This window comes from Streptomyces sp. NPDC093984, assembly GCF_044764595.1.
Lineage (GTDB): Bacteria > Actinomycetota > Actinomycetes > Streptomycetales > Streptomycetaceae > Streptomyces > Streptomyces cynarae.
In genome coordinates, this window is record NZ_JBIWIM010000001.1 from 1,026,643 (window position 1) to 1,051,374 (window position 24,732).

The 24,732-nt window shown below is 72.5% G+C and carries 27 protein-coding genes and 1 pseudogene; 11 read left to right on the top strand and 17 right to left on the bottom strand.

Features of this window, described 5'->3' with window-relative positions:
- Positions 1–45: 45 nt before the first annotated feature.
- Both ACIRC0_RS04605 and ACIRC0_RS04610 read right to left on the bottom strand, forming a co-directional pair.
- The gene (locus ACIRC0_RS04605; protein WP_403611150.1) at positions 46–1,305 is read right to left on the bottom strand and encodes a hypothetical protein; all 1,260 of its coding nucleotides are present in this window, start codon (positions 1,303–1,305) and stop codon (positions 46–48) included.
- A gap of 125 nt (positions 1,306–1,430) precedes the next feature.
- A complete protein-coding gene (locus ACIRC0_RS04610; protein ID WP_403611152.1) occupies positions 1,431–2,177 on the bottom strand; it encodes an ANTAR domain-containing response regulator in 747 nt (248 codons plus the stop codon).
- 120 nt (positions 2,178–2,297) lie between these two features.
- On the opposite strand from ACIRC0_RS04610, the gene ACIRC0_RS04615 reads away from it, so the two are divergent.
- The gene (locus tag ACIRC0_RS04615; RefSeq protein WP_403611155.1) at positions 2,298–3,410 is read left to right on the top strand and encodes a GAF domain-containing protein; all 1,113 of its coding nucleotides are present in this window, start codon (positions 2,298–2,300) and stop codon (positions 3,408–3,410) included.
- On the opposite strand, the gene ACIRC0_RS04620 is transcribed toward ACIRC0_RS04615, so the two are convergent.
- Complete coding sequence (locus tag ACIRC0_RS04620; RefSeq protein ID WP_403611158.1) at positions 3,407–4,201, bottom strand: RNA polymerase sigma factor SigF; 795 nt, start codon at positions 4,199–4,201, stop codon at positions 3,407–3,409. The two genes, ACIRC0_RS04615 and ACIRC0_RS04620, sit on opposite strands and share 4 nt — an antisense overlap.
- Positions 4,202–4,711: 510 nt before the next feature.
- Here ACIRC0_RS04620 and ACIRC0_RS04625 point away from each other — a divergent pair.
- The 5 genes from ACIRC0_RS04625 to ACIRC0_RS04645 all read left to right on the top strand — a co-directional run bounded on the left by ACIRC0_RS04625 (position 4,712) and on the right by ACIRC0_RS04645 (position 8,785).
- On the top strand, positions 4,712–6,511 hold the full coding sequence (locus ACIRC0_RS04625) for a thiamine pyrophosphate-requiring protein (protein ID WP_403611161.1): 1,800 nt from the start codon (positions 4,712–4,714) through the stop codon (positions 6,509–6,511).
- A 113-nt stretch (positions 6,512–6,624) separates the two neighbouring features.
- Positions 6,625–7,017, top strand: coding sequence for a DUF2795 domain-containing protein (locus tag ACIRC0_RS04630; protein ID WP_103843324.1), 393 nt, complete (start codon positions 6,625–6,627; stop codon positions 7,015–7,017).
- 84 nt (positions 7,018–7,101) lie between these two features.
- Positions 7,102–7,542 (top strand): CBS domain-containing protein, encoded by a 441-nt coding sequence (locus ACIRC0_RS04635; protein ID WP_403611164.1) that lies wholly within the window; start codon positions 7,102–7,104, stop codon positions 7,540–7,542.
- Positions 7,539–8,216 carry a diguanylate cyclase gene (locus ACIRC0_RS04640; protein WP_403611167.1) on the top strand — a complete coding sequence of 226 codons (678 nt, stop codon included), beginning with the start codon at positions 7,539–7,541 and terminating at the stop codon, positions 8,214–8,216. Before ACIRC0_RS04635 ends, ACIRC0_RS04640 begins: the two co-directional genes overlap by 4 nt.
- 29 nt (positions 8,217–8,245) lie before the next feature.
- Positions 8,246–8,785, top strand: coding sequence for a type 1 glutamine amidotransferase domain-containing protein (locus ACIRC0_RS04645; RefSeq protein WP_403611169.1), 540 nt, complete (start codon positions 8,246–8,248; stop codon positions 8,783–8,785).
- Between the two features lie 187 nt (positions 8,786–8,972).
- Here the strand turns inward: ACIRC0_RS04645 and ACIRC0_RS04650 are convergent.
- Positions 8,973–9,339 (bottom strand): annotated as a pseudogene (locus tag ACIRC0_RS04650) (DUF6158 family protein).
- Between ACIRC0_RS04650 and ACIRC0_RS04655 the strand changes: the two are divergent.
- Complete coding sequence (locus ACIRC0_RS04655) at positions 9,319–10,425, top strand: Vms1/Ankzf1 family peptidyl-tRNA hydrolase (RefSeq protein WP_403611172.1); 1,107 nt, start codon at positions 9,319–9,321, stop codon at positions 10,423–10,425. The pseudogene ACIRC0_RS04650 and the gene ACIRC0_RS04655 overlap by 21 nt on opposite strands.
- 62 nt (positions 10,426–10,487) lie before the next feature.
- Here the strand turns inward: ACIRC0_RS04655 and ACIRC0_RS04660 are convergent, their stop codons facing one another.
- A complete protein-coding gene (locus ACIRC0_RS04660) occupies positions 10,488–12,107 on the bottom strand; it encodes an ABC-F family ATP-binding cassette domain-containing protein (RefSeq protein WP_403611174.1) in 1,620 nt (539 codons plus the stop codon).
- Positions 12,108–12,658: 551 nt separating this feature from the next.
- On the opposite strand from ACIRC0_RS04660, the gene ACIRC0_RS04665 reads away from it, so the two are divergent.
- The 3 genes from ACIRC0_RS04665 (at position 12,659) to ACIRC0_RS04675 (ending at position 15,378) form a co-directional block, all read left to right on the top strand.
- On the top strand, positions 12,659–14,179 hold the full coding sequence (locus ACIRC0_RS04665; protein ID WP_403611176.1) for a bifunctional phosphatase PAP2/diacylglycerol kinase family protein: 1,521 nt from the start codon (positions 12,659–12,661) through the stop codon (positions 14,177–14,179).
- Between the two features lie 171 nt (positions 14,180–14,350).
- Positions 14,351–15,166, top strand: a complete 816-nt coding sequence (locus ACIRC0_RS04670) for a class I SAM-dependent methyltransferase (RefSeq protein WP_403611178.1) — start codon at positions 14,351–14,353, stop codon at positions 15,164–15,166.
- Positions 15,167–15,207: 41 nt separating this feature from the next.
- Positions 15,208–15,378: a hydrophobic protein gene (locus ACIRC0_RS04675; RefSeq protein WP_200417980.1), complete on the top strand. Its 171-nt coding sequence runs from the start codon at positions 15,208–15,210 to the stop codon at positions 15,376–15,378.
- A 59-nt stretch (positions 15,379–15,437) separates the two neighbouring features.
- Here ACIRC0_RS04675 and ACIRC0_RS04680 read toward each other — a convergent pair whose 3' ends face one another.
- The 12 genes from ACIRC0_RS04680 to ACIRC0_RS04735 all read right to left on the bottom strand — a co-directional run bounded on the left by ACIRC0_RS04680 (position 15,438) and on the right by ACIRC0_RS04735 (position 23,454).
- The gene (locus ACIRC0_RS04680; RefSeq protein ID WP_403611181.1) at positions 15,438–15,722 is read right to left on the bottom strand and encodes a gas vesicle protein K; all 285 of its coding nucleotides are present in this window, start codon (positions 15,720–15,722) and stop codon (positions 15,438–15,440) included.
- A gap of 1 nt (position 15,723) precedes the next feature.
- Positions 15,724–15,918, bottom strand: coding sequence for a gas vesicle protein (locus ACIRC0_RS04685; RefSeq protein ID WP_403611184.1), 195 nt, complete (start codon positions 15,916–15,918; stop codon positions 15,724–15,726).
- Entirely contained in the window at positions 15,915–16,733 is an 819-nt protein-coding gene (locus tag ACIRC0_RS04690; protein ID WP_403611187.1) for a GvpL/GvpF family gas vesicle protein, read from the bottom strand. The genes ACIRC0_RS04685 and ACIRC0_RS04690 overlap by 4 nt, the downstream gene beginning before the upstream one ends.
- On the bottom strand, positions 16,730–17,056 hold the full coding sequence (locus tag ACIRC0_RS04695) for a gas vesicle protein (RefSeq protein WP_263232963.1): 327 nt from the start codon (positions 17,054–17,056) through the stop codon (positions 16,730–16,732). Before ACIRC0_RS04695 ends, ACIRC0_RS04690 begins: the two co-directional genes overlap by 4 nt.
- The gene (locus ACIRC0_RS04700) at positions 17,053–17,409 is read right to left on the bottom strand and encodes a hypothetical protein (protein ID WP_403611190.1); all 357 of its coding nucleotides are present in this window, start codon (positions 17,407–17,409) and stop codon (positions 17,053–17,055) included. The genes ACIRC0_RS04695 and ACIRC0_RS04700 overlap by 4 nt, the downstream gene beginning before the upstream one ends.
- On the bottom strand, positions 17,406–17,669 hold the full coding sequence (locus tag ACIRC0_RS04705) for a gas vesicle protein GvpG (RefSeq protein WP_103843337.1): 264 nt from the start codon (positions 17,667–17,669) through the stop codon (positions 17,406–17,408). The genes ACIRC0_RS04700 and ACIRC0_RS04705 overlap by 4 nt, the downstream gene beginning before the upstream one ends.
- Positions 17,670–17,673: 4 nt before the next feature.
- Positions 17,674–18,438 carry a GvpL/GvpF family gas vesicle protein gene (locus ACIRC0_RS04710; protein ID WP_403611193.1) on the bottom strand — a complete coding sequence of 255 codons (765 nt, stop codon included), beginning with the start codon at positions 18,436–18,438 and terminating at the stop codon, positions 17,674–17,676.
- Positions 18,435–18,860 carry a gas vesicle structural protein GvpA gene (locus tag ACIRC0_RS04715; protein ID WP_403611195.1) on the bottom strand — a complete coding sequence of 142 codons (426 nt, stop codon included), beginning with the start codon at positions 18,858–18,860 and terminating at the stop codon, positions 18,435–18,437. Before ACIRC0_RS04715 ends, ACIRC0_RS04710 begins: the two co-directional genes overlap by 4 nt.
- 43 nt (positions 18,861–18,903) lie before the next feature.
- Positions 18,904–19,239: a gas vesicle protein gene (locus ACIRC0_RS04720; protein ID WP_403611198.1), complete on the bottom strand. Its 336-nt coding sequence runs from the start codon at positions 19,237–19,239 to the stop codon at positions 18,904–18,906.
- A 74-nt stretch (positions 19,240–19,313) separates the two neighbouring features.
- Positions 19,314–20,246 (bottom strand): non-homologous end-joining DNA ligase, encoded by a 933-nt coding sequence (gene ligD / locus ACIRC0_RS04725; RefSeq protein ID WP_403611201.1) that lies wholly within the window; start codon positions 20,244–20,246, stop codon positions 19,314–19,316.
- A gap of 14 nt (positions 20,247–20,260) precedes the next feature.
- Complete coding sequence (locus tag ACIRC0_RS04730; protein WP_403611204.1) at positions 20,261–22,108, bottom strand: transketolase; 1,848 nt, start codon at positions 22,106–22,108, stop codon at positions 20,261–20,263.
- Positions 22,105–23,454, bottom strand: coding sequence for an NAD(P)/FAD-dependent oxidoreductase (locus ACIRC0_RS04735; protein WP_403611206.1), 1,350 nt, complete (start codon positions 23,452–23,454; stop codon positions 22,105–22,107). The genes ACIRC0_RS04730 and ACIRC0_RS04735 overlap by 4 nt, the downstream gene beginning before the upstream one ends.
- A gap of 188 nt (positions 23,455–23,642) precedes the next feature.
- Here ACIRC0_RS04735 and ACIRC0_RS04740 point away from each other — a divergent pair, with 188 nt between their 5' ends.
- Positions 23,643–24,599, top strand: coding sequence for an LLM class F420-dependent oxidoreductase (locus ACIRC0_RS04740; RefSeq protein WP_403611209.1), 957 nt, complete (start codon positions 23,643–23,645; stop codon positions 24,597–24,599).
- The last annotated feature ends 133 nt before the right edge of the window (positions 24,600–24,732 follow it).

Genomic DNA, 24,732 nt, shown 5'->3' on the forward strand with positions numbered 1-24,732 from the left:
GGTTGCCCGGATCACAAAGCTCAGGTGTTCGGATCACGGGTGCGGTCAGGCGTGGCCGGACCGTCCGCGCCCCCAGAGCCGGTGGACCGCGGCACCGAGCGCGCCCGCGATCAGGAGACCGCCGGCGGCCAGGGCGGGCACGGAGCCGGTGAAGGCGCCGCCTTCCCCGGCGTGCACGCCGTGCTGGGCCCCGACGGGAGGCTGCCCCCCGCTCTGCTTCCCCTGGTCGCCCTGCTGCTTGCCCGTGGCTTGCTTGCCCTGGTCGCCCTGCTGCTTGCCCTGGCTGTCGCCCTGCTGCTTGGCCTGCCCATCGCCTTGCTGCTTGCCCTGGCTGTCGCCCTGCTGCTTCGCGGACCCCTGGAACTGGCTGTCGCCCTGCTGCTTGCTCTGGCCATCCCCCTGTTGCCTGGACTGGCCGTCGCTCTGCTTGCCCTGGCTCTCGCCCTGCTGCTTCCCCCAATGCTGGGAGTGGCCCTCCACCTGCTGCCTGCCCGACTGCTGGAACTGCCCGTCACTCTGCTTGCCCTGGCTGTCGCCCTGCTTGCCCTGGCTCTCGTCCTGCTTGCCCTGACTGTCGCTCTGCTTGCCCTGGCCGTCGCTCTGCTGCTTTCCGGACACCTGGGACTGGCCGTCGCCCTGCTGCTTGCTCTGACCGTCCCCCTGCTGCTTCCCGGACCCCTGGGACTGTCCGTCTCCCTGCTGCTTTCCAGACTCCTGGGACTGTCCGTCTCCCTGCTGTTTCTCCTGGCCCTCCCCTTGCTGCCTGGACTGCCCGTCCCCCAGCTGCTTCCCCGACTGCTGCGTCTGCCCCTCCTCCTGCTCCCTTCCGCTCGACGGGGCGTCACCGTCGTGGTGGTGGCCGTGGCCCTCCCGGTACACGGTGAACGAGACGGTCCACGGTCTTTCACGGCCCCCAGGGCCCCCCGGACACCGTCCGTCGACGCCCCACGACGCCTCGCGGCCGGCCAGGTCGGCGATGGCGTTCACGCTCCCGCCCGCCGGGACGCGGGCCGTGCCGCGGTAGCGGACGCCGCCCCGGCGTTCGGTCTGGTCATCGTCGTCGTCGCGGTCGACCCGGTGCAGCCGCACCCTGCCCCCCTCGAAGGCCTGGGAGGCGCCCTCGATGGCGTCGGGCAGGCCGGCGCCGACCGCGTCGCAGGACACCGAGACGGTGACCGTGTCGCCGGGCGCGACGGAGCGCGGGGTGACGTCGGCGGACGAATCGGCGGACGCGTTCGGGGCGACGGCGCCCAGGGCGGCACCGGCCAGGGCGGCGGTGGACAGGACTCGGGCAGTGCAGCGCATGGGGCGGACTCCTTCGGCCGGGTTCCTCCATGACAGCCCGCCCGGCCGTTGCCCGCGCGCGGCCGTGCCCCATTCGCGCGACCGGCACCGCCGTGCGGGTGACGGGCAGGCCGTGCACGGTGGGGTCAGCCGGCCAGCGAGAGCAGCTCCCGTTCCAGGCCGCGGCCCCGCTTGTCCACGACGCCGGCGGCGACGTCGGCGAGTTTGCGGTTGGCGCCCTGGGAGATGCGGCGCAGCACCTGGAAGGCCGTCTCGGCGTCGCAGCCGAGGACGTGCATCACGATCCCGCACGCCTGGTCGACGACGGGCCGGGAGCGCAGGGCGGCGCCGAGCTGGTCGAGTTCCGTGAGGGCGGCACGGTAGGAGCGGTCGCGCACCAGGCAGCCCACGGCGAGGTCGCCGAGTACCCGGGCGGGGCCGTGCGGGGCGCCCTTCAGGGTCCCGGGCCGGAAGCTGTAGAGGCTGAGCGTGACGGCCAGCCCGGACCGCCGGAAGGGGATCGTGACGCTGGACCGTACGCCGGCGTCGAGGGCGAGGGCGCGGTACTCCGGCCAGCGCTCCTCGTGCAGCAGGTCGAAGGCCTCGACGGGCTCGCCCGACTCCAGGGCCGCGGGGATCGGCCCGTCGCCGCTGCGGAGCTGGACGGTGACGAGCGGGGCGAGATCGGGGTGGGTGACGGCGGCGGGCCGGTCCGTGCCGCCCTCGACGCCGCCTTCCACGACCGTGGCTCCGGCGCCGCAGCAGCCGGGGGTGCACCGCGCGGCCTGTTCGACGAGTTCCGACAGCCGGCGCCCCGGGAGGGCGGACTCGGGGGATTCGGCCGCCAGCTGGTGAGCCCCCGGGTGGTAACCGAGTTGTCCGGTCTCCGGCATTCTTCACCTCCTCTTCGGGCGGCTGCCCGCTCACCCCGGTGGAAAACGGCGTCTGTGACGACGTGGCCGGTTCCGTGCGCGAGTCCTCGGGCAGCAGTCCGTACGGGTTAGGTTCGTCGCATGGCGCAGACGGACGAATTCGGTGAAGAGCTGGCGGATTTCGTCCGCCGGGTGGCGGAACTCAAGGCGGCCCGTGCCATACCCACGGACGACCTGCCCTCGGTGCTCGACGCGGCGATCTTCGAACTCGACCATGTGGCGGGTCGGTTGTGGCCGTGGTACCAGCGGCTGTCCACGGGGGTGGGGTCCGCCCCGGCCGGTTCCGGTGAGCGCCAGGAGCAGCAGCTGCTGAAGACCCTCTTCCAGCGGCTCCCGGTGCCGGTCGCGCTGGTGGACCGCGAGACGGTGGTGCGGCGGCTGAACTTCGCGGCCATCTCCTTCACCGGGGTCCGCGCGGGCTATGCGACGGGCCGCCCGCTGACCGGACTTCTGGCGCACGCCGACCGGGCGGCGTTCCGTTCGCAGACGGCCGCGGTGGCGCGCGGCGAGGGCGACCGCAGCATGACGGTACGTCTGCCGCAGCACGGGTCGGTGCCGGTACGGGCGACGCTGGTCGCGGTGCGGCCGAGCGGGGAGCCGCGCACGGCGGTCATGGTGGTGCTGCAGCCCGCGGACGCCCGGGTGCCGGTAGGCGAGCACACCCCGCGCGGCGGCATCCCGAACCTGACCGAGACCGCGCGGCACGCGGCGCTGATGGACCTGCTGGACGCGATGACAAGTGCGCTGCTCACCGCGCCGGCCGGGGCCGTCCTGGAGCGGGCGGCCCGGGTGCTGCACGGCCGGTTCGCGGACTGGGTGGTGGCGGACGCGGGAGACGGGCGCCTGACCCGTACGGCGGTGCTGGGACCGCCCGGTGAGGACGTGGACGCGCTGGTCGCGCAGGACCCCGCCGGGTGCCCCCTCGTCGTCGAGGCGGCGCGCGGCGGATCCACGGTCCTGCGGGTGCGGCCGGAGGACCCGGAGGCCTTCGGACGTGACGCCTCGGGTGCCCCCGTCCTCATCCGCGCGAACGTGACGTCCCTGCTGTGCGTGCCGCTCACCGACGGGGGCACCGTGCGGGGAGTGCTCACGCTGTTCCGCAGCGGGGCCCGGCCGGCGTTCTCGATGGCGGAGGCGCAGGCGATGGACATGATGTCCCGTCACATGGCGCTGGCACTGCGGGCCGCAGGTTAGACGGCGTCCCGCATCACCTGCTCGCGCAGCCGGGAGCAGCAGCGGCTGATCAGGCGGGAGACGTGCATCTGTGAGATGCCGAGGCGCTCCGCGATGCTGCTCTGGGTCATGTCGTCGAAGAAGCGCATGTACAGGATGGCGCGTTCGCGCTCCGGGAGGGCCTTGAGGCGGGGCTTGACCGCCTCGCGGTCCACGACGGTGTCGAGCGCCGGGTCGGGCGAGCCGAGCGAGTCGCCGAGCGAGTACCCGTCCTCGCTTCCGGGCAGTTCGGCGTCCAGGGAGAGCGCCGTGAAGCTCTCCAGCGCCTCGAGGCCTACCAGGACGTCCTCCTCGCTCATGTTGGCGTGCTCGGCGATCTCGGCGACGGTGGGCCTGCGGCCCGAGACGGTCTGCGACAGGTCCTGGACGGCGAAACGGACGCGGTTGCGCAGGTCCTGGACGCGCCGCGGCACGTGCAGGGTCCACATGTGGTCGCGGAAGTGCCGCTTGATCTCACCGGTGACGGTGGGGACGGCATAGCTCTCGAAGGCGTGTCCGCGCTCCGGGTCGTAGCGGTCCACGGCCTTGACCAGGCCGAGGAACGCGACCTGACGCAGGTCCTCGAAGCTCTCGCCGCGGCTGCGGAAGCGGCCCGCGAGCCGTTCGGCCATGGGCAGCCAGGCCTCGACGATCTCGTCGCGGAGCGCGTCGCGCTCGGGGCCCTGGGGAAGCGAGGCGAGCCTGCGGAAGGCCTCCGTGGTGTCGGGGGCGTCGTCGTGGGGGTGGTGCTTCACGCTAGCTCGGTTCTGCATGGTGCGTCGCAACTCCCTTGCTGGTGCCTTGCTGGGTGCCTTGGGTGGACGGTCACCGTGGGAGGGGGCGGGCGGGTGCGACAGGGCACACCGTGGCGTGATTCACCGCTCCCACGGACGTGCCTCCTGTCCGAAGCACTGAGTCGCGCCTGCCCGGGCGCATTCGCCGCAAACACCGGTCTTTCGAAACTCTTACGGCCCCCCATGACGGCCCCGCCTCGGCACCGCGGGAGAGGCACCGCGCGAGAGCCGTCCCGCCGGCGTCCTCGACGGCTCCGCGGGGCGTCCACCCTGCACGGTTCCGCAGCCGTGCCACCCCGCAGGGCTCCGCACGGCGTCCGCCCCGCACGGCTTCGCGGGCGTGCCACCTTCCCTCCGCGCCGGTCACCTCGCGGCTCCTCCGCGGCAGCGCGCCGGGCTCGCCCGTTCCGGCGGCAGGTTTTCCCCGCATCGGCCGGGTGACTCGACAGGTGCGATCCGTACGCCCCCTCTTCCCACGGGAGGTTCCCGATGGCCACCAAGGTCGCCGACCAGGTCCTGGCGCGCTTGCGCGAATGGGGCGTGGAGCAAGTCTTCGGCTACCCCGGCGACGGCATCAACGGGCTGCTCGCCGCCTGGGGCCGGGCCGAGGACCGGCCCCGGTTCCTTCAGGCGCGGCACGAGGAGATGGCCGCGTTCGAGGCGGTCGGCTACGCTAAGTTCAGCGGCCGTCTCGGTGTGTGCGCGGCCACCTCGGGACCCGGCGCGATCCACCTGCTCAACGGCCTGTACGACGCCAAGCTCGACCACGTGCCCGTGCTCGCGCTGGTCGGCCAGACGCACCGCACGGCGATGGGTGGCTCCTATCAGCAGGAAGTCGACCTGCACACCCTCTTCAAGGACGTGGCCTCCGACTTCGTGGAGACCGTGATGGTCCCCGAGCAGCTGCCGAACGTCCTCGACCGCGCGATCCGCACCGCGTACGCGCGTCGCGCCCCCACGGCCCTGATCATCCCCGGTGACGTGCAGGAGCTGGACTACTCGCCGCCGACGCACGAGTTCAAGATGGTCCCCTCGAGCCTCGACCGCGGTGCCTGGACGGCGGTTCCGGCGCAGGATTCCCTGGAGAGGGCCGCGGAGGTCCTCAACGCCGGTGACAAGGTGGCCATCCTGATCGGCCAGGGCGCGGCCGGCGCGGTGACCGAGGTGCAGCAGATCGCCGAGCTGCTGGGCGCGGGGGTGGCGAAGGCGCTGCTCGGCAAGGACGTGCTCAGCGACGAGCTGCCGTACGTCACCGGCTCGATCGGTCTGCTGGGCACCCGCCCGTCGTACGAGCTGATGCGGGACTGCGACACCCTGCTCACCATCGGCTCGTCGTTCCCGTACACGCAGTTCCTGCCGGACTTCGGCAAGGCGCGGGCCGTGCAGATCGACATCGATCCGCACATGATCGGCATGCGCTACCCGTACGAGGTGAACCTCGTCGGCGACGCCAGGGCGACCCTGCAGCGCCTGATCCCGCTGCTGGACAAGGACCGCGGCCGCGAGTGGTTCGAGACCGTGTGCGCGAACGTGACCCGCTGGCACGACGTCATGCAGAAGCGGGCGGAACTGTCCGCGGACCCGATCAACCCGGAGTACGTGGCCCGCGCCCTGGACCCGATGCTGCCGCAGAACGCGATCGTCACCTCCGACTCGGGTTCGGTGGCGAACTGGTACGCACGGCACCTGACGATGCGCCCCGGTATGCGCGGGTCGCTGTCCGGGACGCTGGCGACCATGGGCAGCGGGGTCCCCTACGCGATCGGCGCGAAGTTCGCCCACCCCGACCGGCCGGTGATCGCGCTGGTCGGTGACGGCGCCATGCAGATGAACGGCCTCGCGGAGATGATCACGGCGGCGAAGTACCAGGACCGCTGGGAGGACCCGCGGCTGGTGGTGGGCGTGTGGAACAACCACGACCTCAACCAGGTGACGTGGGAGATGCGCGCGATGGAGGGCGCCCCGTCGTTCCTGCCGTCGCAGGAGATCCCCGACGTGCAGTACGCCGCCTTCGCCCGCTCCCTGGGCCTGACCGGCGTCCGGGTGGAGAAGCCCGAGGACGTGGAGGCGGGCTGGCGCGCGGGGCTGGAGGCGGACGGCCCGGCGGTCGTCGAGTTCCTGACCGACCCGGCGGTGCCGCCGATCCCGCCGCACGCCAGCTGGGAGCAGATGCAGGCCACGGCGGCCTCGATCCTGAAGGGCGACGCGGACCGCGCCGGGATGATCCGCCAGGGGTTCAAGGCGAAGGTGCAGGAGTTCCTGCCCGGACGCAGCAACAAGGAGTCGTGAGGAGCCGTATCGGGACCCGGACACGGCCGGAAGCGGACCATCACCTGCCGGACGGCCGTGTCGACCGCCGCCCCTCGGGTACACGCGGGGCCACGCGACATATGGAGGGACTCATGCAGCGAGGCAGCGACCGGCTGAACGTCCACCGCGACGACGAGATGAAGCACGAACTCCAGGGACTGCTGCGCTCGGGCCACCCGACGCGGACCGAGGAGTGGCACGACCCCGAGCCGACCGCCGACGACGACCCGGCGGTGTGGGCCGGTCCGGTGATTCCGGGCGGCGCGCGGTCCGTGGCCGATGTGCGCTTCGAGCTGGCGCGGATCCTGGGGCGTACGGCGTTCCCGGGCCGCCCGCCCGAGCTGATCGACGCGCTGCGCCGCCACCACGCCCCGGACGCGCTGGTCGCTCCCCTGGAGCGGCTGCCGCGCTCGTCGCGCTACGCCAACGCGCAGGAGCTCGCCGAGGCGATCGTGGGCGGCGAAGGGGCGGGCCGGAGCGCATAGGCGTCCGACGCGCGGGTACTGCGGGCGTCGTCCCGCCGACACACCCCCCTGCCGGCCGGGGGCAGCAGGAAAGGACAGCAGGCCATGGCTGATTTCGTCAGGGAGGTCATGACGCCGGGCGTCGTGGCGGTCCTCCCGGACGCCTCACTGGTGGAGGCGGCGCAGCTGATGCGCGCCGAGGACATCGGGGACGTCCTGGTCGCCGAGGACGGGCACGTCGTCGGCGTACTCACGGACCGTGACATCGCGCTGCGGGCCGTCGCGGACGGCGCGGACCCGCTGACCGTGAGCGCCCGTGCGGTGTGCACCCCCGACCCGGTGGTCGTCGGCCCCGACGATCCCGTGTCCACGGCCGTGGACCTGATGCGAGGGCATGGCGTCCGCCGGCTGCCGGTCGTCGAGGACGGCCGGCCGGTGGGCGTGGTGAGCCTGGGCGACCTGGCCGTCGCGCAGGACCCGACGTCGGCGCTCGCGGACATCAGCCGGGCCGAGCCCGGAGCCGGGCGCGGCGGGGTGCCCGCGTGAGCCGCCGGGGCCGGGCCGACCGGGTCAGTGCGTACGGCGCCACCGTGGACGTCGGCGACGCGACGACCCGCTACCTGCTGTACGGGCTGCTGCCGTTCTGGTTCGCGCCGGGCGTCGCCGACTGGCTGATGCACCGGCGCACCAGGATCGAGGACACGTCCGGCACGAAGGAGTCGTTGATCCACGCGCTGATGATGACCGAGGTGGGCGTGCCCATCGCGCTCACGCTGCGCTACGAGGTCAACCCGCTGCTGCTGTGCGTGCAGTTGGCCGGGACCGCGGTGCACGAGGCGACCGCGCTGTGGGACGTGCGCACCGCCGAGGACAGCGACCGTGAGGTCAAGCCGGTGGAGCAGCACATCCACAGTTTCCTCGAGTCGCTGCCGTTCGCGGCGCTCGCCGCGCTCGGGTGTCTGCACGGCGACCAGGTGCGGTCGCTACTGCGCGGCGGGCGGGGCGACCCGCGCGCCTGGCGGCTGGTGCGGCGGCGCCGGCCGCTGCCACGGGGCTATGTCATGGGCATCACGGCGGCGATCGGCGCGTGTGTGGCCCTGCCCTACGGCGAGGAGTTGCTGCGCTGTGTCCGGGCCGCACGGCGCCGGGCGCACGACGAGAAGGCGCAGGGGCAGGCGGGCGACGAGGCCGTGTGGCAGCCGCAGGACCAGGCCGTGTGACAGCACAGGCAGAGGAAGGATTGAACATCATGCGTATCGCGTTCCTGACCGCGCCCGAAGGCGTGGAGCAGGTGGAACTCACAGAGCCCTGGCAGGCGGTGAAGGACGCCGGCCACCAGCCGGTCCTGGTGTCGACGAAGCCGGGACAGGTGCAGGCGTTCAATCACCTGGACAAGGCGGAGACGTTCCCGGTGGAGGCGGTGGTCGGCGAGGTGCAGGCCGAGTCCTTCGACGGGCTGGTGCTGCCGGGCGGGGTGGCGAACCCGGACTTCCTGCGGATGGACGAGCAGGCGGTGTCCTTCGTCCGCGCGTTCTTCGACCAGGGGCGGCCGGTCGCGGCGATCTGCCACGGCCCGTGGACGCTGATCGAGGCCGACGTCGTACGGGGCCGCACCCTGACGTCGTGGCCGAGTCTCAAGACGGACGTCCGCAACGCGGGCGGCACCTGGGTCGACGAGCAGGTGCACATCGACCGCGACGGCAACCTGCTGATCACCAGCCGGAAGCCGGACGATCTGAAGGCGTTCGACGAGGCGATCGTGACGGAGTTCACCAGCCAGAACGCCTGAACACTTGAACACCCGTACGCATGCACGTCTGAACGAGACATGTAAAACCGCGACGTGTGAACCACAGGCATGAATCGTCGGAAGCACAACCCATGAACCCATAACCATCGCCCAACCGGCGGAACACGCGGAAAGGACCCGCCCCGCAGCCCCATCGGGGCCGCGGGGCGGGTCCTCGCGCAGGCGGTCAGCGGGTCGGTTCGGCTTCCTGGGGTTCTTCACAGGTGCCGCGCTCCCGGGCGCCGTCGCGGGTGCGGCCGGCCGCGGTCGGGCGGCGCGGATGGCGCCGGAGGTATTCGCCCTCCAGTTGCGCCATCCGGTCGTTGTGCGCGCGCAGGGCGTCGTTAGAGCCGTAGAGCAGCGTGTCGTGGCGCGTGCGGTGGATCGTCTCCAGCTCCTTCATGAGCTGCTGGTCGGTCAGCCGGCCCGGGTCGACTCCGGTCATTGGTGGTACCCCGCTCGTCGTGTTCGTCGGTGCGGTCCGGGTACCCGCCCGGAAAAGCAATACCCCGAGCGGCATCCGGGAGGGAGCCATGGATCTCGCCTTTCTCCATCCACTGTACGAACATCCCGGCCCCTGGGCCTCCGTATACGTCGACACCTCCCGGCACACGGAGTCCACGCCTCACGAACGCTCCCTGACCGCTCAGTCCCTGTACCGGGAGCTCGCCGAGCAGGGCGCGGACGAGCCGACGTGCCGGGCCGTGCAGTCCGCGGTCGAGGACCTGGCCCACTCCCCCGAGCCGCACGGCAGGGCCCTGTTCGCCCGTGCGGGCGAGGTGGTCCTCGATCCGCCGCTCGCCGCGCCGCCGCAGGGCTCCTCCGCGCTGTGGGCCACGCTGCCGCACACGGCGCCGCTGCTGGAGCTCGCGAACGAGGAACCGGTGTGCGTGGTGGCGTACATCGACCGCAAGGGCGCCGAGTTCGAGCTGCGGGGGGCCCTGGGCAGCCGGGAGGCCGGGTCGGTGACCGGGAAGCAGCATCCGCTGCACCGTACGAGCAGCGCCGACTGGTCGGTGCGCCACTTCCAGCTGCGTGTGGAGAACACCTGGGAGCACAACGCGGCGGAGATCGCGGACGCGCTCGCCGTCTGCCAGGAGGAGACCGGCGCCGACCTGGTGGTCCTGGTCGGCGAGGAGCGCGAACGGCGCTCGGTGCACGAGCGGCTGCCGCGCCGGCTCCAGGACCAGGTGGCCGAGACGACGCACGGTGCGGGCAGCCGGTTGCTGGACGAGGAGGTGGAGCGGATCCGCACCGAGCATGTGCAGCGCCGCGCCGAACAGGAGCTCGAGCGCTTCCTTGCCGCCCGGGCGCCCGACGAGGAGGGGCGTGCGGGCGCGGTCGAGGGTGTGCCGGCGGTGATCGAGGCGGCACGCGAACACCGTATCGACGAACTCCTGATCAATCCGGACGGCCCGGACACCCACCGTGAGGTGTGGATCGGCGAGGACCCGGACCAGGTCGCGGTGCGCCGCACGGACCTCAAGGCGCTGGGCGAGCGGCACGCCTGGTCGGCCCGCGCGGACGACGCGCTGCTGCGTTCCGCGGTGGAGACGGGCGCGGCGGCCGTCTCGGTGACGGCCGCCAGGAGCCAGGAGGGCCCGGTGGGCGGAGTGGGCGCGCTGCTGCGCTGGGCGTAGCCGGCGCGCCTGGCGCACGCCAGGCATACACCCGGCATGCGCCGGGCATGCGCTGGGTGCGCCTAGCGTGCGCGCTCCACTCTGCGTTCGTCCCACACGGGCTCCGATGTCTCCCGTACCCGACCGTCGGCGCCGAAGACGAGGTAGCGGTCGAAGGAGCGGGCGAACCAGCGGTCGTGGGTGACGGCGAGGACCGTGCCCTCGAAGCTGTCGAGCCCTTCCTGGAGCGCCTCGGCGGACTCCAGGTCGAGGTTGTCGGTCGGCTCGTCGAGCAGCAGCGCGGTCGCCCCCTCGAGTTCCAGCAGCAGGATCTGGAACCGGGCCTGCTGGCCGCCGGAGAGCCGGTCGAAGTGCTGCTCGGCCTGGCCCGTCAGCTCGTAGCGCCGCAGCCTGGACATGGCGGCGCCGCGGTCCTGGGCGTGCTCCTTCCAGAGGATGTCGAGGAGGGTGCGGCCCTGGAGCTCCGGATGGGCGTGGGTCTGGGCGAAGTGGCCCGGTACGACCCGTGCGCCGAGCTTCCACTGCCCGGTGTGGGCGATGTCGTCACCGGCGAGGAGGCGCAGGAAGTGCGACTTGCCGGAGCCGTTGGAGCCGAGGACGGCGACCCGTTCGCCGTAGAAGACCTCGAGGTCGAACGGTTTCATCAGCCCGGTCAGTTCGAGCCCCTGACAGGTCACGGCCCGTACGCCGGTACGGCCGCCCTTGAGCCGCATGGTGATGTTCTGCTCGCGCGGCGGCTCCGGCGGCGGGCCGGCCTCCTCGAACTTCCTCAGCCGGGTCTGGGCGGCCTGATAACGGGACGCCAGCTCATGGCTCACGGTGGCCGCCTGGCGGAGGTTCAGCACCAGCTTCTTCAGCTGGGCGTGCTTCTCGTCCCAGCGGCGGCGCAGCTCCTCGAAGCGGGCGAACCGCTCGCGGCGGGCCTCGTGGTACGTGGCGAAGCTGCCGCCGTGCACCCAGGCGTCCGCGCCGGCCGGCCCGGGCTCCACGGTGACGATCTTCTCGGCGGCACGGGCGAGGAGTTCGCGGTCGTGGGAGACGAACAGGACCGTCTTGCGGGTCTCGGCCAGCCGTTCCTCGAGCCACCGCTTTCCGGGTACGTCGAGGTAGTTGTCGGGCTCGTCGAGGAGCAGGACCTCGTCGCCGCCGCGCAGCAGGGCCTCCAGGACGAGCCGTTTCTGCTCGCCGCCGGAGAGGGTGCGGACCTGGCGCCACTGGGCCCTGTCGTAGGGGACGCCGAGTGCGGCGGTGGTGCAGATGTCCCACAGGGTCTCGGCGTCGTAGCCGCCGGCCTCGCCCCAGTCGGCGAGCGCCTGCGCGTAGCGGAGCTGGGCGGCCTCGTCGTCGACGGTCATGATGGCGTGCTCGGCGGTGTCGACGGTGCGGGCCGCTTCGCGGATGCGGGGCGGGGCGACCGAGACGAGGAGGTCGCGTACGGTCGTGTCGTCGCGGACGGATCCGACGAACTGTCGCATGACGCCGAGGCCGCCGGTGACGGTGACGGTGCCGGCGTGGGGTTTCAGCTCGCCGGAGAGCAGGCGCAACAGGGTGGTCTTGCCTGCGCCGTTGGGGCCGACGAGTGCGACGACGGTGCCGTCGCCGACGCGGAAGGACACGTCGCCGAGCAGGGTCCTCCCGTCGGGGAGGTGGTACTCGAGGTGCGCGGCTTCAAGGTGTCCCATGGGGCGCATTGTGGGCGGCCGCGCCGAAGCCGAGCAAAGGGTTTTCGCCCCCGCCGCCCCTACCCGTCCCACCCCCAGGGGCTCCGCCCCTTCAACCCCACCAGGGGCTCCGCCCCTGAACCCCGCCGGGGACTGCGTCCCCCGCACCCCTCGCGGGGTTCCGCCCCCACACCCCTCGCGCGACTGCGTCCTTGCACCCTCGCGGGGCTCCGCCCCTTCAACCCCACCAAAGGCTCCGCCCCTGAACCCCGCCAGGGACTGCGTCCCCCCGCACCCCTCGTGGGGCTCCGCCCCAGACCCCCTCCGGCGGCCGGCCCCCGGACCCCCGCTCCTCAAACGCCGGAGGGGCTGACTTTCCGCCGGAGGGCCTGATGTGTCGGCGTCGGTGGGCACCACTCAGCCCGTCTGGGGGTCCCCCTGCTCGAAGAGCTTGGGGGAGGTTGAGGACGAGGCCGTAGGCCGATGGCGGGGGTCTGGGGGCGCGGCCCCCGGGGACGGGACGGGTAGGGGCGGCGGGGGCGAAAAGCCTTCGTCGGGGTACCCGCAGGGCCATGAGCCCTGATGTCGACCTCACCACCCGGCCACCCGGCCCCCACCCCCTCCGCGACCGCCTCCTCGGCCTCGACTGCCGACTGTTCGAGTCCGTCGCCGCCCGCCACTGGCCCGGCGCCGACCCCCTGCTCCCCCGCTTGAGCCGGGCCGCCAACCACGGTGTGCTGTGGTTCGCCACCGCCGCCGCCCTCGCCGCCACCCGCAGCCCCCGGGCCCGCCGCGCGGCCGTCCGCGGTGTCGCCTCCCTCGCGCTCGCCTCCGCCACCATCAACACCCTCGGCAAGCGCTCGGTCCGCCGCCCCCGTCCCGTCCTCGATCCGGTGCCGGCCGTGCGCCGGCTCAAGCGGCAGCCGATCACGACCTCCTTCCCGTCCGGTCACTCCGCCTCGGCCGCCGCCTTCGCCACCGGTGTCGCGCTGGAGTCGCGTGGCTGGGGTGCCGCCGTCGCGCCGCTCGCCACCGCCGTCGCCGTCTCCCGTGTCTACACCGGCGTCCACTTCCCGAGCGACGTCCTCGCGGGCGCGGCCCTCGGTGTGGGCGCCGCCTACGCCGTACGGGGCCTCGTCCCGACCCGCGATCTGCTGCCGCCGCCCGACCGCCGGCGCTCCCTCGAGGCCGCCGCCTCGCCGGAACCCCTCGCGCCCGCGCTCGGCGACGGCACAGGGCTCGTGGTCGTCGTGAACAAGGGCGCGGCGACCTGGGAACGGGTACAGGCCCTCACGGACGCGCTCCCCGGCGCGGAGACCGTGGAGTGCGAACCGCCCGAGGTGCGCACCGAGTTGGAGAAGGCGGCCGCCCGCGCCCGCGTCCTCGGCGTGTGCGGCGGCGACGGCACGGTGAACACGGCGGCCGGCGTCGCCCTGCGCCACGGCCTCCCGCTCGCCGTGCTCCCCGGCGGCACCCTCAACCACTTCGCCCTGGACCTCGGCGTGGAGGATCCCCGTGACCTGGTGGGCGCCCTCACGCGGGGCGACGCCGTCCGGGTCGACGTGGGCCGGTTCACCTCGGGTGAGACCCAGGGCTGCTTCCTCAACACCTGCAGCCTCGGCGTGTACCCGGAGCTGGTGCGCGAGCGGGAACGCTGGTCCCCCCGGATCGGCGGCTGGCCGGCCGGTGTGCTCGCCGCCTGGCGCGTCCTGCGCGCCGACCGCCACCCCCTGGCCGTACGCGTCGGCGACCGGACCCACCCGTTGTGGCTGCTGTTCGCGGGCAACGGCACCTACCACCGCATGGGCCTGGTGCCCGGCCGCCGTTACGACCTGGCCGACGGGCTGCTCGACGTGCGGGTCGTGCACGGCGGGCGCCGGCCCGCCGCCCGTCTGCTGGCGGCCGCGTTCGCGGGTCCGCTGTCGCGCTCGCCGTTCCACGCGGCCCTACGGGTCCGACGACTGCACCTGGACGGGGTCGCCCCCGGCACCCTCCTCGCCTACGACGGAGAGGTCACCGCCGTCGAGGGCGAGGTGACCCTCGAGGCCCTTCCCGAGGCGCTGACCGTCTACCGCCCGCTTCCCGCCGACTGACCCCTGCGCCGCCGGTGTTCAGGGGCTCCCGGCACCTCCGCGACCGGCATCTCCAGATTCCAAGCCTGTCCATATCGCAAGACGGCCGTCTCATTATTCGGCTCGATCGCCTACCGTGACGCGTACCGCCCGCGGCGACGCCCGGGTCCGTACGAGGGGAAGAGGATCGTCATGCCGAAGGAGACGGCCGTCTACACGCACGGCCACCACGAGTCCGTGCTGCGCTCGCACACCTGGCGGACCGCCGCCAACTCCGCGGCGTACCTGCTCGGCTCGCTGAAGCCGCACATGAGGATCCTGGACATCGGCTGCGGGCCGGGCACCATCACCGCGGACCTGGCGGCCCTGGTTCCCGACGGCCATGTCACCGGCGTCGACCGCGCCCCGGAGATCCTGGACCAGGCGCGGGCGGCGGCCGACGCCCGCGGAGTCACCAACGTGGACTTCGCGGTCGCGGACGTGCACGCGCTGGACTACCCGGACGACACGTTCTGCGTGGTCCACGCCCACCAGGTGCTCCAGCACGTGGGTGACCCGGTGCAGGCGCTGCGCGAGATGCACCGGGTCACCCGGCCGGGTGGTTTCATCGCCGCGCGCGACGCCGACTACGGGGCCATGACCTGGTACCCGGCGTCGCAGGGCCTGGACGACTGGCTGGAGTTGTACGAGCGGGTCGCCCGCGCCAACGGCGGGGAGCCCGACGCGGGGCGGCGCCTGAAGTCCTGGGCGCTGCGGGCGGGCATCAGGGACGTCACCGCCACCTCCGGCACCTGGACCTTCGCCACCGCTCAGGAGCGGGCCTGGTGGAGCGGGCTGTGGGCGGACCGTACGCTCGCCTCGGCGTACGCCGACCGGGCGACGGGTGGTGGCCATGCGACCGAGGAGGACCTGAGGGCCGTTTCGGCGGCCTGGCGGGAATGGGGCCGGCACGAGGACGGATGGTTCTCGGTGCTGCACGGAGAAATTCTCTGCCGAAAAGAGGCCTGATTCCCGCTGTTCGGGAAACCTGGATAGCAGGAGGTGTGACTATGGTTCCGATCCTGCTCGTTCTTCTTCTGGCCGTGATTCTCTTCGGCGTCGGATTCGCCGTGAAGGCACTGTGGTGGATCGCCCTTGCGGTGCTGGTCGTCTGGCTCGTGGGCTTCCTGGCCCGCGGCACTACGGCGGCCGGCGGACGGGGCCGATGGTATCGCTGGTGAATCGGCGGTGCCCGGGCGGTGATCCGCCCGGGCACCTGATTCCCGTGATCCTTCGGCGATCACTCCCGCGGAAGCAACGATCCAAGCGGCCCGAGGTCCAGATTCAGGTCCTCGGGCCGCAGTCCGTAGCGCTCCCGGAGCTGAGCCATACGGTCCTCGAGCAGCATCAGGGTGAGCCCGATGCGCTCCTCCTGGTCCTCGGTGAGCTCGCCGGTGTCGAACCTGCGCAGCGCCTGTCGCTCCATGAGCTGGCGCAGCAGCTCGACGACGGTCAGCACGAGCTTGACCAGGTCACGCTCCACGGTGTCGGGTTCCAGGTCCAGTCGGTTGCGTCCGTTGCCCATGTCACCACTCCTCCGGCCAGGGGGCCGGCACCTGGTCGCCGACCGAGCTGATCAGCGCGTTGAGGTCGATGCGGACGAGGTCGACGTCCGCGATGCGCAGGGTGAGGTCGCCGGTGATGACGACGCCGCCGGCCAGCAGCCGGTCGAGCAGATCCACCAGGGCGACCTGACGGTGCTGAAGTCCGCCGGCGGTCACGCCCCCTCCCGACCTTCGACGCCACTGAACGAGTACGCCGCCCAGGGCCCGGTGAGTTCGACCCGAACCCCGGTAATTCCGCTTTTCTCCTGCTCCACCTTTGTCACGAACGCCTCGGAACCGGAACGCGGCACGAGATAAGCCGCGTTGAGCACATTGCGACCGGAAGAACCGGAGAGCGCGGGATTCTGCGGGGCGTGCAGCCGGAAATCCTCGGCGCAGGCGGAAAGATTCTCGTGCAGTCGCCGCGCGAACCGTTCGGTGTTCTCCCGGATTTCCTCGTGGGCCTGCTGGCGCACACGGCGCTGGCGCAGGTAGTCGCGGCCGGAGACCGGTTTCCGCGGCGGCTGGGAGGAATTGTGGGCCTCTTCCACCCCTCCCTGGCTTTCCGCACCTTGCGCCTGTCCCTGCGTGTGTTCCGCCTGTGAGTACACCTTGACGCCCCATTCGACCCGGCCGTCCAGACGGTCGAGGGCGCGGTGGAAGTCGTCCGCCCGCTCCTGGAGCATCGCGCGTACGCCGCTGTCGTCGCGGAACACCGTGGCGAGCCGCAGCGGCAGGGGCGTGGTGACGGCGGTGAGCGCGTCCACGACGCCCTGGTGGGCGCGGGCGGTGACGGCCAACCAGTCCAGGTCCTCCAGATGGGCGCGCAGCGGCTCCTCCGCGAAGTCCCGCTCCGGGACCGTGCTGACGACGGCGACCAGGCCGTCGTGCGCCAACTGCCTGGGCGGCACGCCCGCGACGCCCGCCGGGCCGTCCTCGAGCGCCGCGTGAAAGGGGCGGCAGACGGCGTACACGTACCGCAGTCCGTTCACGATGCCTCCTTCTCGCCGCGCGCGCCTTCCAGTTCGGCCAGCCGGTCGCGCAGTTCGGCGTTCTCGCGGGCCAGTTCGTTCTGGCGGGCGCGGGACGAGAGCGCCGGGTCGGTCTCCCACCAGTCGATGCCCATCTCCTTCGCCCGGTCGACGGAGGCGACGACGAGGCGGAGCTTGATGGTGAGCAGTTCGATGTCGAGCAGGTTGATCCGGATGTCGCCGGCGATCACCACGCCCTTGTCGAGGACGCGTTCGAGGATGTCGGCGAGGTTGGCGCCGCCGCCCTGCCCGTAGGGGTCGGGCAGTCGTCCTGGGGTGGTCATGGGCCGCTCCCCTCCTCGAGTTCCCGGGGCTCGGGCCCGGCCGCGGGGAGCGACCGGGCCCGGCTCCGGGTGACATGGCGGCCCACGACGAGTGCGACCCGCCTGAGCGCGGGGCTGTTGCCCTCGGCGATGCCGTTGAGCCTGACGCTGAGCGCGCCGAGCCTGCGCCCGAGGGCGGCCAGCAGGGGCTGGGCCCGCGTCAGCAGATAGGCCAGCACCTCCTGCTCGAGGCGCTCGACGGCCGGGTCGCGGCCGGCCGTTGCCGTACGGGTCGTCTCCAGGGTCTTCGTTCTGCTCCTGCGTCCCAGGGCGTAGGCGATGCCCAGGGCGAGGCCGAGTTCCAGTCGGTTCATCGTGTCGTCCCGTCGGCTGTTCCAGGGCCGCGGCCCAGACCGGTCTCCAGCCGGTCCAGAAGCGCGTCCTCCAGCCGGTCGAACTCCTCCTCGTCGATCTCCCCCGCGTCCAGCCTCTCCTCCAGCCGTGCGAGTTCGGCGCGTACGGCCGCGGGGTCGTAGTACTGTCGCTCGGCCTCGGCGAGCACCTGTCTCACCGCCCAGAGGCTGCCGCGCACCGGGGCGAACGGCAGCATCAGCACCTCACCGATCAGGCCCATGCGCTCACCCCTGGGCGGCGGCCGTCTGGCTGCCCGCGGGCTCGGACGGCCCCGGCTCGACGAAGCTGTACGGCGGCAGCGGCCCGTTGACGCGCACGTCGAGGTGCGGATGCGCCTTGCGGAGCTGTTCGACGGCGGCCAGGAAGGTGTCGGCCGTGTCACGCGCCACCAGGAACGACACGTTGGCGAGCCAGCCGGTGGACTCGGGGCCCACGCTGACGGCCTCGGCGGCGGACTCCAGGGTGCGCTGGAGCTCCCTGGCGTCCTCGGCCTCGCGGCTCTGCACCGCGGCCGCCACCATCTCGCCGAGCTTCAGCTTCTCCTCGTAACTTCCGCCGCCCGCCTTGCGGTTGGCCTCCGCCAGGGACCGGACCTCCGGGTTCTCGGCCATCACGCGGTGCAGGACGGCCTCCTCGTCGTGGCTGGCCTTGATGTTGTACTCGACCTTGCCGTCCAGGGTGCCGAGCCGCTCCCGGTAGTGGTCGGCGCGCTCTTCGAGGACGCCGGTGACGGCGTCGTCGTCCGGTGCGAGGCTGCCGAACCGCATGGGCAGGATCGGCCCGCCCGCGGCCGCCTCGCTCAGTACGTTCTGGTGGGCGAGCAGGTCACGGCGCTTGGGGCGCAGCCCTTCGGGGGCGTCGCTGACGATCGCCGCCAGTTCGCCCCGCTTCAGGATGCGCACCGTCCGGGCCGGGTCCCCGACCCCGCCCATGCCGTCGGGGAGCGAGGGGTGGTCGGCCGCGGCGATGCCGTAGACGTACGTGCTCACTCCTGCTCCTCCTTCTTCTCGCGCGAGGCCGTCGACTTACGGCTGCGCCGGCTCGGTTCGGACTGGGCCTCCTCGCGGGCCTGCCGGAAGGCGTCGGATATGGTCTCGGCGGCGCCGGACAGCGCGCCCTTGGACTTGCCGCGTGCGCCGGACTCCGTCATCTCCCCGACCAGGTCGGGCAGTCCGGGGTTCTTGCGCGGGCCGGCCTCCAGGTCGAGCCGGTTGCACGCCTCGGCGAAGCGCAGATAGGTGTCGACGCTGGCGACGACCACCCGTACGTCGATCTTCAGGATCTCGATGCCGACGAGGGAGACGCGGACGAACGCGTCGATGACGAGCCCTCGGTCGAGGACGAGTTCCAGGACGTCGTACAGGCCGCTGGAGCCGCCTGAAGAAGTTTGCTGTGCCGGGACAACGGTCATGCCGACCGGCCCTCCTTGTCTGTGTCTCGGTGCGTGCGGCGGGCTAGCTGCCGCCGCCCCTGCGTGTGTCGGCCCTCCCGCGCTCGTAGCGGCGAACCTTCCGGTATCCGGTGAGCTCGCCGTCGGCGGACACGTCCACCGAATAGCTCGCGAGCAGACTCATGGTGTCGGGGACCCGGGCGAGTTCCAGGACCTCGATCTCGAGAGTCCAGCCGTCCTCGGTGGGTTCGAAGGACGACACGGATTCGGCGGTCAGTCCGGTGAGCTCCGTGAACTGGGCGCGCGCATGGCGCAGCACCTCCATGGGGCTCAGCCGGCCGTCCGCCCGGTCGCTGTTCTCGGGGGAGTTCCGTGAATGTGTACGTGATGTGTTCGACATGGCCACCTCCACCACCGGGTGGCCACAAGGGCGTTGGCCAAACCTTCGGATTGTCCGAGGGCTTCGACCGGCTTTCAACCGTGCAGGTCGTCGAGCCGCCGCCGGGCACGTGCGAGGGAACGCCCCCGGGGCGGCACGTCCGCCCAGGGGTCGGTGCGGGCCTGGTCCACCGCGTCGGCGACGGTCCAGCGGCGGGCGTTCAGATCCGGGTCGTCCAACTGGCCCCAGGACAGCGGCGTGGCGACCGGTGCGCCCGGCAGCGCCCGTACGGTGAAGGGGGCGACCGCGGTCTGCGCGTACGCGTTGCGCTGCACGTCGAGGTAGAGGCGGTCGCCGCGGTCCTTCTTGCGGGCGGCGGTGGTGAGCAGGCCGGGGTGGGCGGCGGCGAGCACGTCGGCGACGTCCCTCGCGAACTCCCGTACCTCGTCGAAGTCGTGGTCGCCGCTGATCGGCACGACGACGTGCAGGCCCCGCGAACCGGTCGTCATCAGGCCGGACGGCAACCGCAGTTCGTCCAGCAGCTCCCCCGTCAGCCGGGCGGCCTCGCGCACTTGCCCGAAGTCGTCGTCGGCCGGGTCGAGGTCGAACACGACCCGGTCGGGCCGCTGGAGCCGGTCGGCGCGGGAGAGCCAGCGGTGCAGGGTGAGGCAGGCCTGGTCGGCGAGGTAGAGGAGGGTGGCGGTGTCGTCGCACACGGTGTGGCAGACGGTGCCGCCCTCCTTGGGGAGTTCGACGCGGTGGATCCAGTCCGGGTAGTGCTCCGGTGTGTTCTTCTGCATGAAGCGGGGCCCGTCCACGCCGTCCGGGTGCCGCTCCAGCATCAGGGGCCGCCCGCGCAGGTGCGGCAGCATGAAGGGGGCGACGGAGCGGTAGTACGCCACCAGATCGGCCTTGGTGTACTCCTTGCCCTCCCCGTCCCCGTCCCCGGCGCCGGGGAAGAGCACCTTGTCCGGCCGGTGCACCTCGACCGTGCGGCGGCCGGCCCGCACGGTCCGCGTGCTGCTCATGTGGCTCCCTTCGCTCACGGCACCACGGCGTGTTCCACCAGCAGCCGCGCCGAGGCCGCGATCGACTCGGCGTCGATGCCGGCGGCGTGCAGCTGCTCCGCGGGGGTCGCCGAGCCCGGCATCGTACGGACGGCCAGGCGCACCAGACGCGGTACGGGCCGCCCGTCGAGGAAGGCGTCGAGCACCGCGTCGCCGAGGCCGCCCTCCTCGCGGTGGTCCTCCACGGTGAGCAGGCAGCCGGTGCGGTCGGCGGCCTCGCGCAGGGTCTCGCGGTCGACGGGCTTGACCGAGTAGAGGTCGATGACCCGTACGCGGATGCCCTGTCCGGCGAGGGCGTCGGCGGCCTTCAGCGCCTCGTGGACGGTGACCCCGGCGGCGACGATGGTGAGCCGGTCCTCGTGGGAGGCGCGCAGCACCTTGCTGCCGCCGATCGGGAACTCCTCGGTGGGCCCGTAGATGACCGGTGTCTTCCCGCGCGAGGTGCGCAGGTAGCGGATGCCTTCACGGCCGGCCATCGAGGCGACGAGCCGGGCGGTCTGGTTGGCGTCGCAGGGGTACAGCACGGTCGAGTCGTACACCGAGCGGAACATCGCCAGGTCCTCGAGGCCCATCTGCGAGGGGCCGTCCTGGCCGATGGCGCAGCCGGCGTGCGAGCCGACGAGGTTGATGCCGGAGCCGCTGATCGAGGCCATGCGCACGAAGTCGTGGGCGCGGGTGAGGAACGCGGCGAAGGTGGAGGCGTACGGCACCCAGCCGCGCGCGGCCATGCCGACGGCGGCGGCGACCATCTGCTGTTCGGCGATGTAGCACTCGAAGTAGCGTTCGGGGTGCTCCTTGCCGAAGTACTCGGATCGGGTGGAGTCGCCGACCTCGCCGTCGAGGGCGACGACGTCGCCACGCGCGTTGCCGAGCGCGGCGAGCGCCTGGCCGTAGGCGTCACGGGTGGGGACCTCGTCCCCGATGTCGTAGCGCGGCAGCTCCAGGTGGCCGCCCCCCACGGCGTGCAGCATGCGCGAGGCGGGCGGTCCCTGCACCTCGACGCGCAGGTCGCGTACGCCGCCGAGTTCCGCGATCGCCTCGTCGGCGTCCGGCAGCGGCTTGCCGTGCTGGCCCTCGCGGTCCTGGACGGCGGTGACTCCCTTGCCCTTGAGGGTGCGGGCGAGGATGACGGTGGGCTGTCCGACGGTGGACTCCGCCTCGGCGAAGGCGCGGTCGACCGCCTCGACGTCATGGCCGTCGACCTCGACGGTGTGCCAGTCGAAGGCCTTGAAGCGGCGCGCGTAGGCGTCCAGGTCGTGGCCGTGGCGGGTGGGTCCGCGCTGGCCGAGCCGGTTCACGTCGACGATCGCGATCAGGTTGTCGAGGTGCTCGTACCCGGCGTGCTCGGCGGCCTCCCAGACAGAGCCCTCGGCGAGTTCGCTGTCGCCGCACAGCACCCACACGCGGTAGCCGGTGTGGTCGAGTCGCTGCCCGGCGAGCGCGATGCCCACACCCACGGGCAGTCCCTGGCCGAGCGAGCCGGTGGCCGTCTCCACCCAGGGCAGCCGGCGCGGTGTGGGGTGTCCCTCCAGGCGGCTGCCCAGCTTGCGGAAGGTGAGCAGCTCCGTCTCGTTGATCGCGCCCGCGGCCTTGTAGGCGGCGTACAGGAGGGGTGAGGCGTGCCCCTTGGAGAGGACGAACCGGTCGTTCGCGGGGTGGGCGGGCCGTTCGAAGTCGTAGCGGAGGTGGTGGGCCAGCAGGACGGCCATCAGGTCCGCGGCGGACATCGAGGAGGTGGGGTGCCCGGAGCCGGCCGCCGCGGAGGCACGGACGCTGTCGACGCGCAGCTGCTGGGCGAGTTCGGTGAGCTGACGGCTGTTCATGTCTGTTCCTCCTTGCCCGAGTTGGCGTTGCCGTTGCCGTTTCCTCCCGGTACGCGAGCCAGTTCGGGGGACGACGACTCCAGCGGCACCGACCAGGAGCGCACCAGTCCCAGCTGGACGGCCTGGCGCGGCAGGAGGGCGTCCAGCAGCCAGTCGGCGGCGACCCGGATGCGGTTGCCGGGCATCGCGGCGAGGTGGTAGCCGTGCGTGACGGCCGAGGCGAGCGGCCCCGACAGCGGCACGCCGAGCGGGGCGGCGGCGGCCTGCGGACCACCGAGGTCCACGACGAAGCCCAGGTCGCGGTGGCGGTAGGCGCGCCGGGAGCCGATGCCGAGGGAGGCGGCGACGTTGCGCGCGCAGACCTTGCCGTGCCGCCAGGCGTGCTGTGCCGTCATCGGCGTGTACTGGCCGGGGTTCTCCAGGTCGGGTACGGCAGCCGCGTCGCCGCAGGCGAACACCTCGGGGTGGCCCGGCACCTGCAGGTAGGGGTCGACGAGCAGCCGGCCGCGCTCCAGGGGCTTGCCGAGGCCCTCCACGAACGGGTCGGGGCGTACGCCGACGCACCACACCAGGGTGCGGGTGTCGACGAACTCCCCGTCGGTCAGCAGGACTCCGTCGTGCGTGGCCTCCTTCACGGAGGTTCCCATCCGCACGTCGACGCCGCGCCGCCTGAGGACCCGGTCGGCGGTGCGGGAGAGCCGCTCGTCCATCTCCGGCAGCACGCGCGGGGCGATGTCCAGCAGCATCCAGCGCGGCTCGATGCCCTGGCGCAGTGGCTGCTTGCGCACGAGCGCGTCGGTGTACCGCTTGCCCTGCGCGGCGACTTCGGTTCCGGTGTAGCCGGCGCCGACCACCACGAAGGTGCAGCGCGCGGCGCAGGTCTTGGGGTCGTCGGACGTGGCGGCCAGCTCGATCTGGCGGGTCACGTGGTCGCGCAGGTACAGCGCTTCGGGCATGCCCCTGAAGCCGTGGGCGTGCTCGGAGACGCCGGGGATCGGCAGCAGCTTGTTGACGCTGCCGACGGCGAGGACGAGCCGGTCGTAGCCGAGGGTGCCGCCGTTGCCCTCCGGGTCGGTGTAGTGCACGGTGCGCGCGTCGAGGTCGACGCCGTCGGCCTCGCCGAGCACCAGGCGGACGTTGCGCAGGGTGCCGGAGAGCGAGACGGCGACCCGTCGCGGTTCCAGGATGCCGGTGGCCACCTGTGGCAGCAGGGGCAGGTACAGAAAGTAGTCCGTCGGGTTGAGCAGAGTGATGTCGGCCCGGTGCCGGGTCAGCCGGGCCAGGGTGCGGGCCGTCCGGTACCCGGCGAATCCGGCACCGACGATCAGGATGCGGGGTCGACTCACGATTCGCCTCCGGCGTTCTCGCGCGTACGTCGTCTGCCTGGCGGACGCACGGATGCGCCACCCGTGCGAGACCTTCCGCGTCCCCCAGGTCAGGGCGCCCAAACGCCGCCGGGCGGGCGTTTCGCCCCTGTCCCGCACGGTTACCCGGCGGGGGACCGACGCGGTACCCCCTCCCCGGAGGTTCACCCATGACCGAGTACGGCTACTTCCTCTCGTGCGAGGAGTTCGGCCCCGCGGATCTGATCGAACAGGCGAGGATGGCCGAGCAGGCGGGTTTCCAGCGCCTGTGGATCTCGGACCACTACCACCCGTGGAACGACGCACAGGGCCAGAGCCCGTTCGTGTGGTCGGTGATCGGTGCGCTCTCGGAGGCGGTGTCGCTGCCCGTCGAGACCGCGGTGACCTGCCCGACCGTGCGGATGCACCCGGCGGTGGTGGCGCAGGCCGCCGCGACCAGCGCGGTGATGATCGGCGGGCGGTTCCGGCTCGGCGTGGGCACGGGTGAGGCGCTGAACGAGCACATCCTCGGCGATCCCTGGCCGCCCACGACCGTGCGCCTGGAGATGCTGGAAGAGGCGATCCAGATCATGCGCCGGCTGTTCACCGGGGAGCAGGTCACCCACTACGGCACCCACTACAAGGTGGAGAACGCCCGGCTCTACACGATCCCCGACGAGCCGATCCCGATCGACATCTCCGGTTTCGGGCCCGAGGCGACGGCGCTGGCGGCGCGCGTCGGCGACGGCTACATCACGATGATGCCCGAGGAGTCGATGGTGACGCAGTTCCGCAAGGGCGGGGGCGGCGCCAAGCCGGTGAGCGGGGGCGCGAAGGTCTGCTACGGCACGGACCGCGAGGAGTGCGTGCGGACGGTCCGCGAGCTGTGGTCCAACGAGCTGCTGCCCGGCGAGATGGGGCAGGTGCTGCCGACGCCGATGCACTTCGAGCAGCTGATGCCGCTGGTCTCGGAGGACATGGTGCGGGAGAACAGGGTGTGCGGCGACGATGCGGACGAACACGTGTCCGCCCTCACCGCGTTCGTGGACGCGGGCTTCGACGTGGTCTACGTCAACCAGATCGGCCCGGACCAGCGCGGCTTCTTCGACTTCTACCGGACGAAGGTGCTGCCGCAGCTGCCGCGGTAGAACCCCGGAGACGACGGTGGGGGGGGGGGGGGGCGGGGGCCCCCCCCCCCCCCCCCGCGGGCGGGGGGGGGGGGGGGGCGGGCCGCCCCCCCCCCGCGGCCGCCCGGCCCCCCGGGCCCCCCCCCCCCCCCCC

Bases quoted from the DNA above. Each gene is read 5' to 3' on its own strand.
- ACIRC0_RS04605 (WP_403611150.1), bottom strand. From the start codon at position 1,305: ATGCGCTGCACTGCCCGAGTCCTGTCCACCGCCGCCCTGGCCGGTGCC.
- ACIRC0_RS04610 (WP_403611152.1), bottom strand. From the start codon at position 2,177: ATGCCGGAGACCGGACAACTCGGTTACCACCCGGGGGCTCACCAGCTG.
- ACIRC0_RS04615 (WP_403611155.1), top strand. From the start codon at position 2,298: ATGGCGCAGACGGACGAATTCGGTGAAGAGCTGGCGGATTTCGTCCGC.
- ACIRC0_RS04620 (WP_403611158.1), bottom strand. From the start codon at position 4,201: ATGCAGAACCGAGCTAGCGTGAAGCACCACCCCCACGACGACGCCCCC.
- ACIRC0_RS04625 (WP_403611161.1), top strand. From the start codon at position 4,712: ATGGCCACCAAGGTCGCCGACCAGGTCCTGGCGCGCTTGCGCGAATGG.
- ACIRC0_RS04630 (WP_103843324.1), top strand. From the start codon at position 6,625: ATGCAGCGAGGCAGCGACCGGCTGAACGTCCACCGCGACGACGAGATG.
- ACIRC0_RS04635 (WP_403611164.1), top strand. From the start codon at position 7,102: ATGGCTGATTTCGTCAGGGAGGTCATGACGCCGGGCGTCGTGGCGGTC.
- ACIRC0_RS04645 (WP_403611169.1), top strand. From the start codon at position 8,246: ATGCGTATCGCGTTCCTGACCGCGCCCGAAGGCGTGGAGCAGGTGGAA.
- ACIRC0_RS04655 (WP_403611172.1), top strand. From the start codon at position 9,319: ATGGATCTCGCCTTTCTCCATCCACTGTACGAACATCCCGGCCCCTGG.
- ACIRC0_RS04660 (WP_403611174.1), bottom strand. From the start codon at position 12,107: ATGGGACACCTTGAAGCCGCGCACCTCGAGTACCACCTCCCCGACGGG.
- ACIRC0_RS04665 (WP_403611176.1), top strand. From the start codon at position 12,659: ATGAGCCCTGATGTCGACCTCACCACCCGGCCACCCGGCCCCCACCCC.
- ACIRC0_RS04670 (WP_403611178.1), top strand. From the start codon at position 14,351: ATGCCGAAGGAGACGGCCGTCTACACGCACGGCCACCACGAGTCCGTG.
- ACIRC0_RS04675 (WP_200417980.1), top strand. From the start codon at position 15,208: ATGGTTCCGATCCTGCTCGTTCTTCTTCTGGCCGTGATTCTCTTCGGC.
- ACIRC0_RS04680 (WP_403611181.1), bottom strand. From the start codon at position 15,722: ATGGGCAACGGACGCAACCGACTGGACCTGGAACCCGACACCGTGGAG.
- ACIRC0_RS04695 (WP_263232963.1), bottom strand. From the start codon at position 17,056: ATGACCACCCCAGGACGACTGCCCGACCCCTACGGGCAGGGCGGCGGC.
- ACIRC0_RS04700 (WP_403611190.1), bottom strand. From the start codon at position 17,409: ATGAACCGACTGGAACTCGGCCTCGCCCTGGGCATCGCCTACGCCCTG.
- ACIRC0_RS04705 (WP_103843337.1), bottom strand. From the start codon at position 17,669: ATGGGCCTGATCGGTGAGGTGCTGATGCTGCCGTTCGCCCCGGTGCGC.
- ACIRC0_RS04715 (WP_403611195.1), bottom strand. From the start codon at position 18,860: ATGACCGTTGTCCCGGCACAGCAAACTTCTTCAGGCGGCTCCAGCGGC.
- ACIRC0_RS04720 (WP_403611198.1), bottom strand. From the start codon at position 19,239: ATGTCGAACACATCACGTACACATTCACGGAACTCCCCCGAGAACAGC.
- ligD (WP_403611201.1), bottom strand. From the start codon at position 20,246: ATGAGCAGCACGCGGACCGTGCGGGCCGGCCGCCGCACGGTCGAGGTG.
- ACIRC0_RS04730 (WP_403611204.1), bottom strand. From the start codon at position 22,108: ATGAACAGCCGTCAGCTCACCGAACTCGCCCAGCAGCTGCGCGTCGAC.
- ACIRC0_RS04740 (WP_403611209.1), top strand. From the start codon at position 23,643: ATGACCGAGTACGGCTACTTCCTCTCGTGCGAGGAGTTCGGCCCCGCG.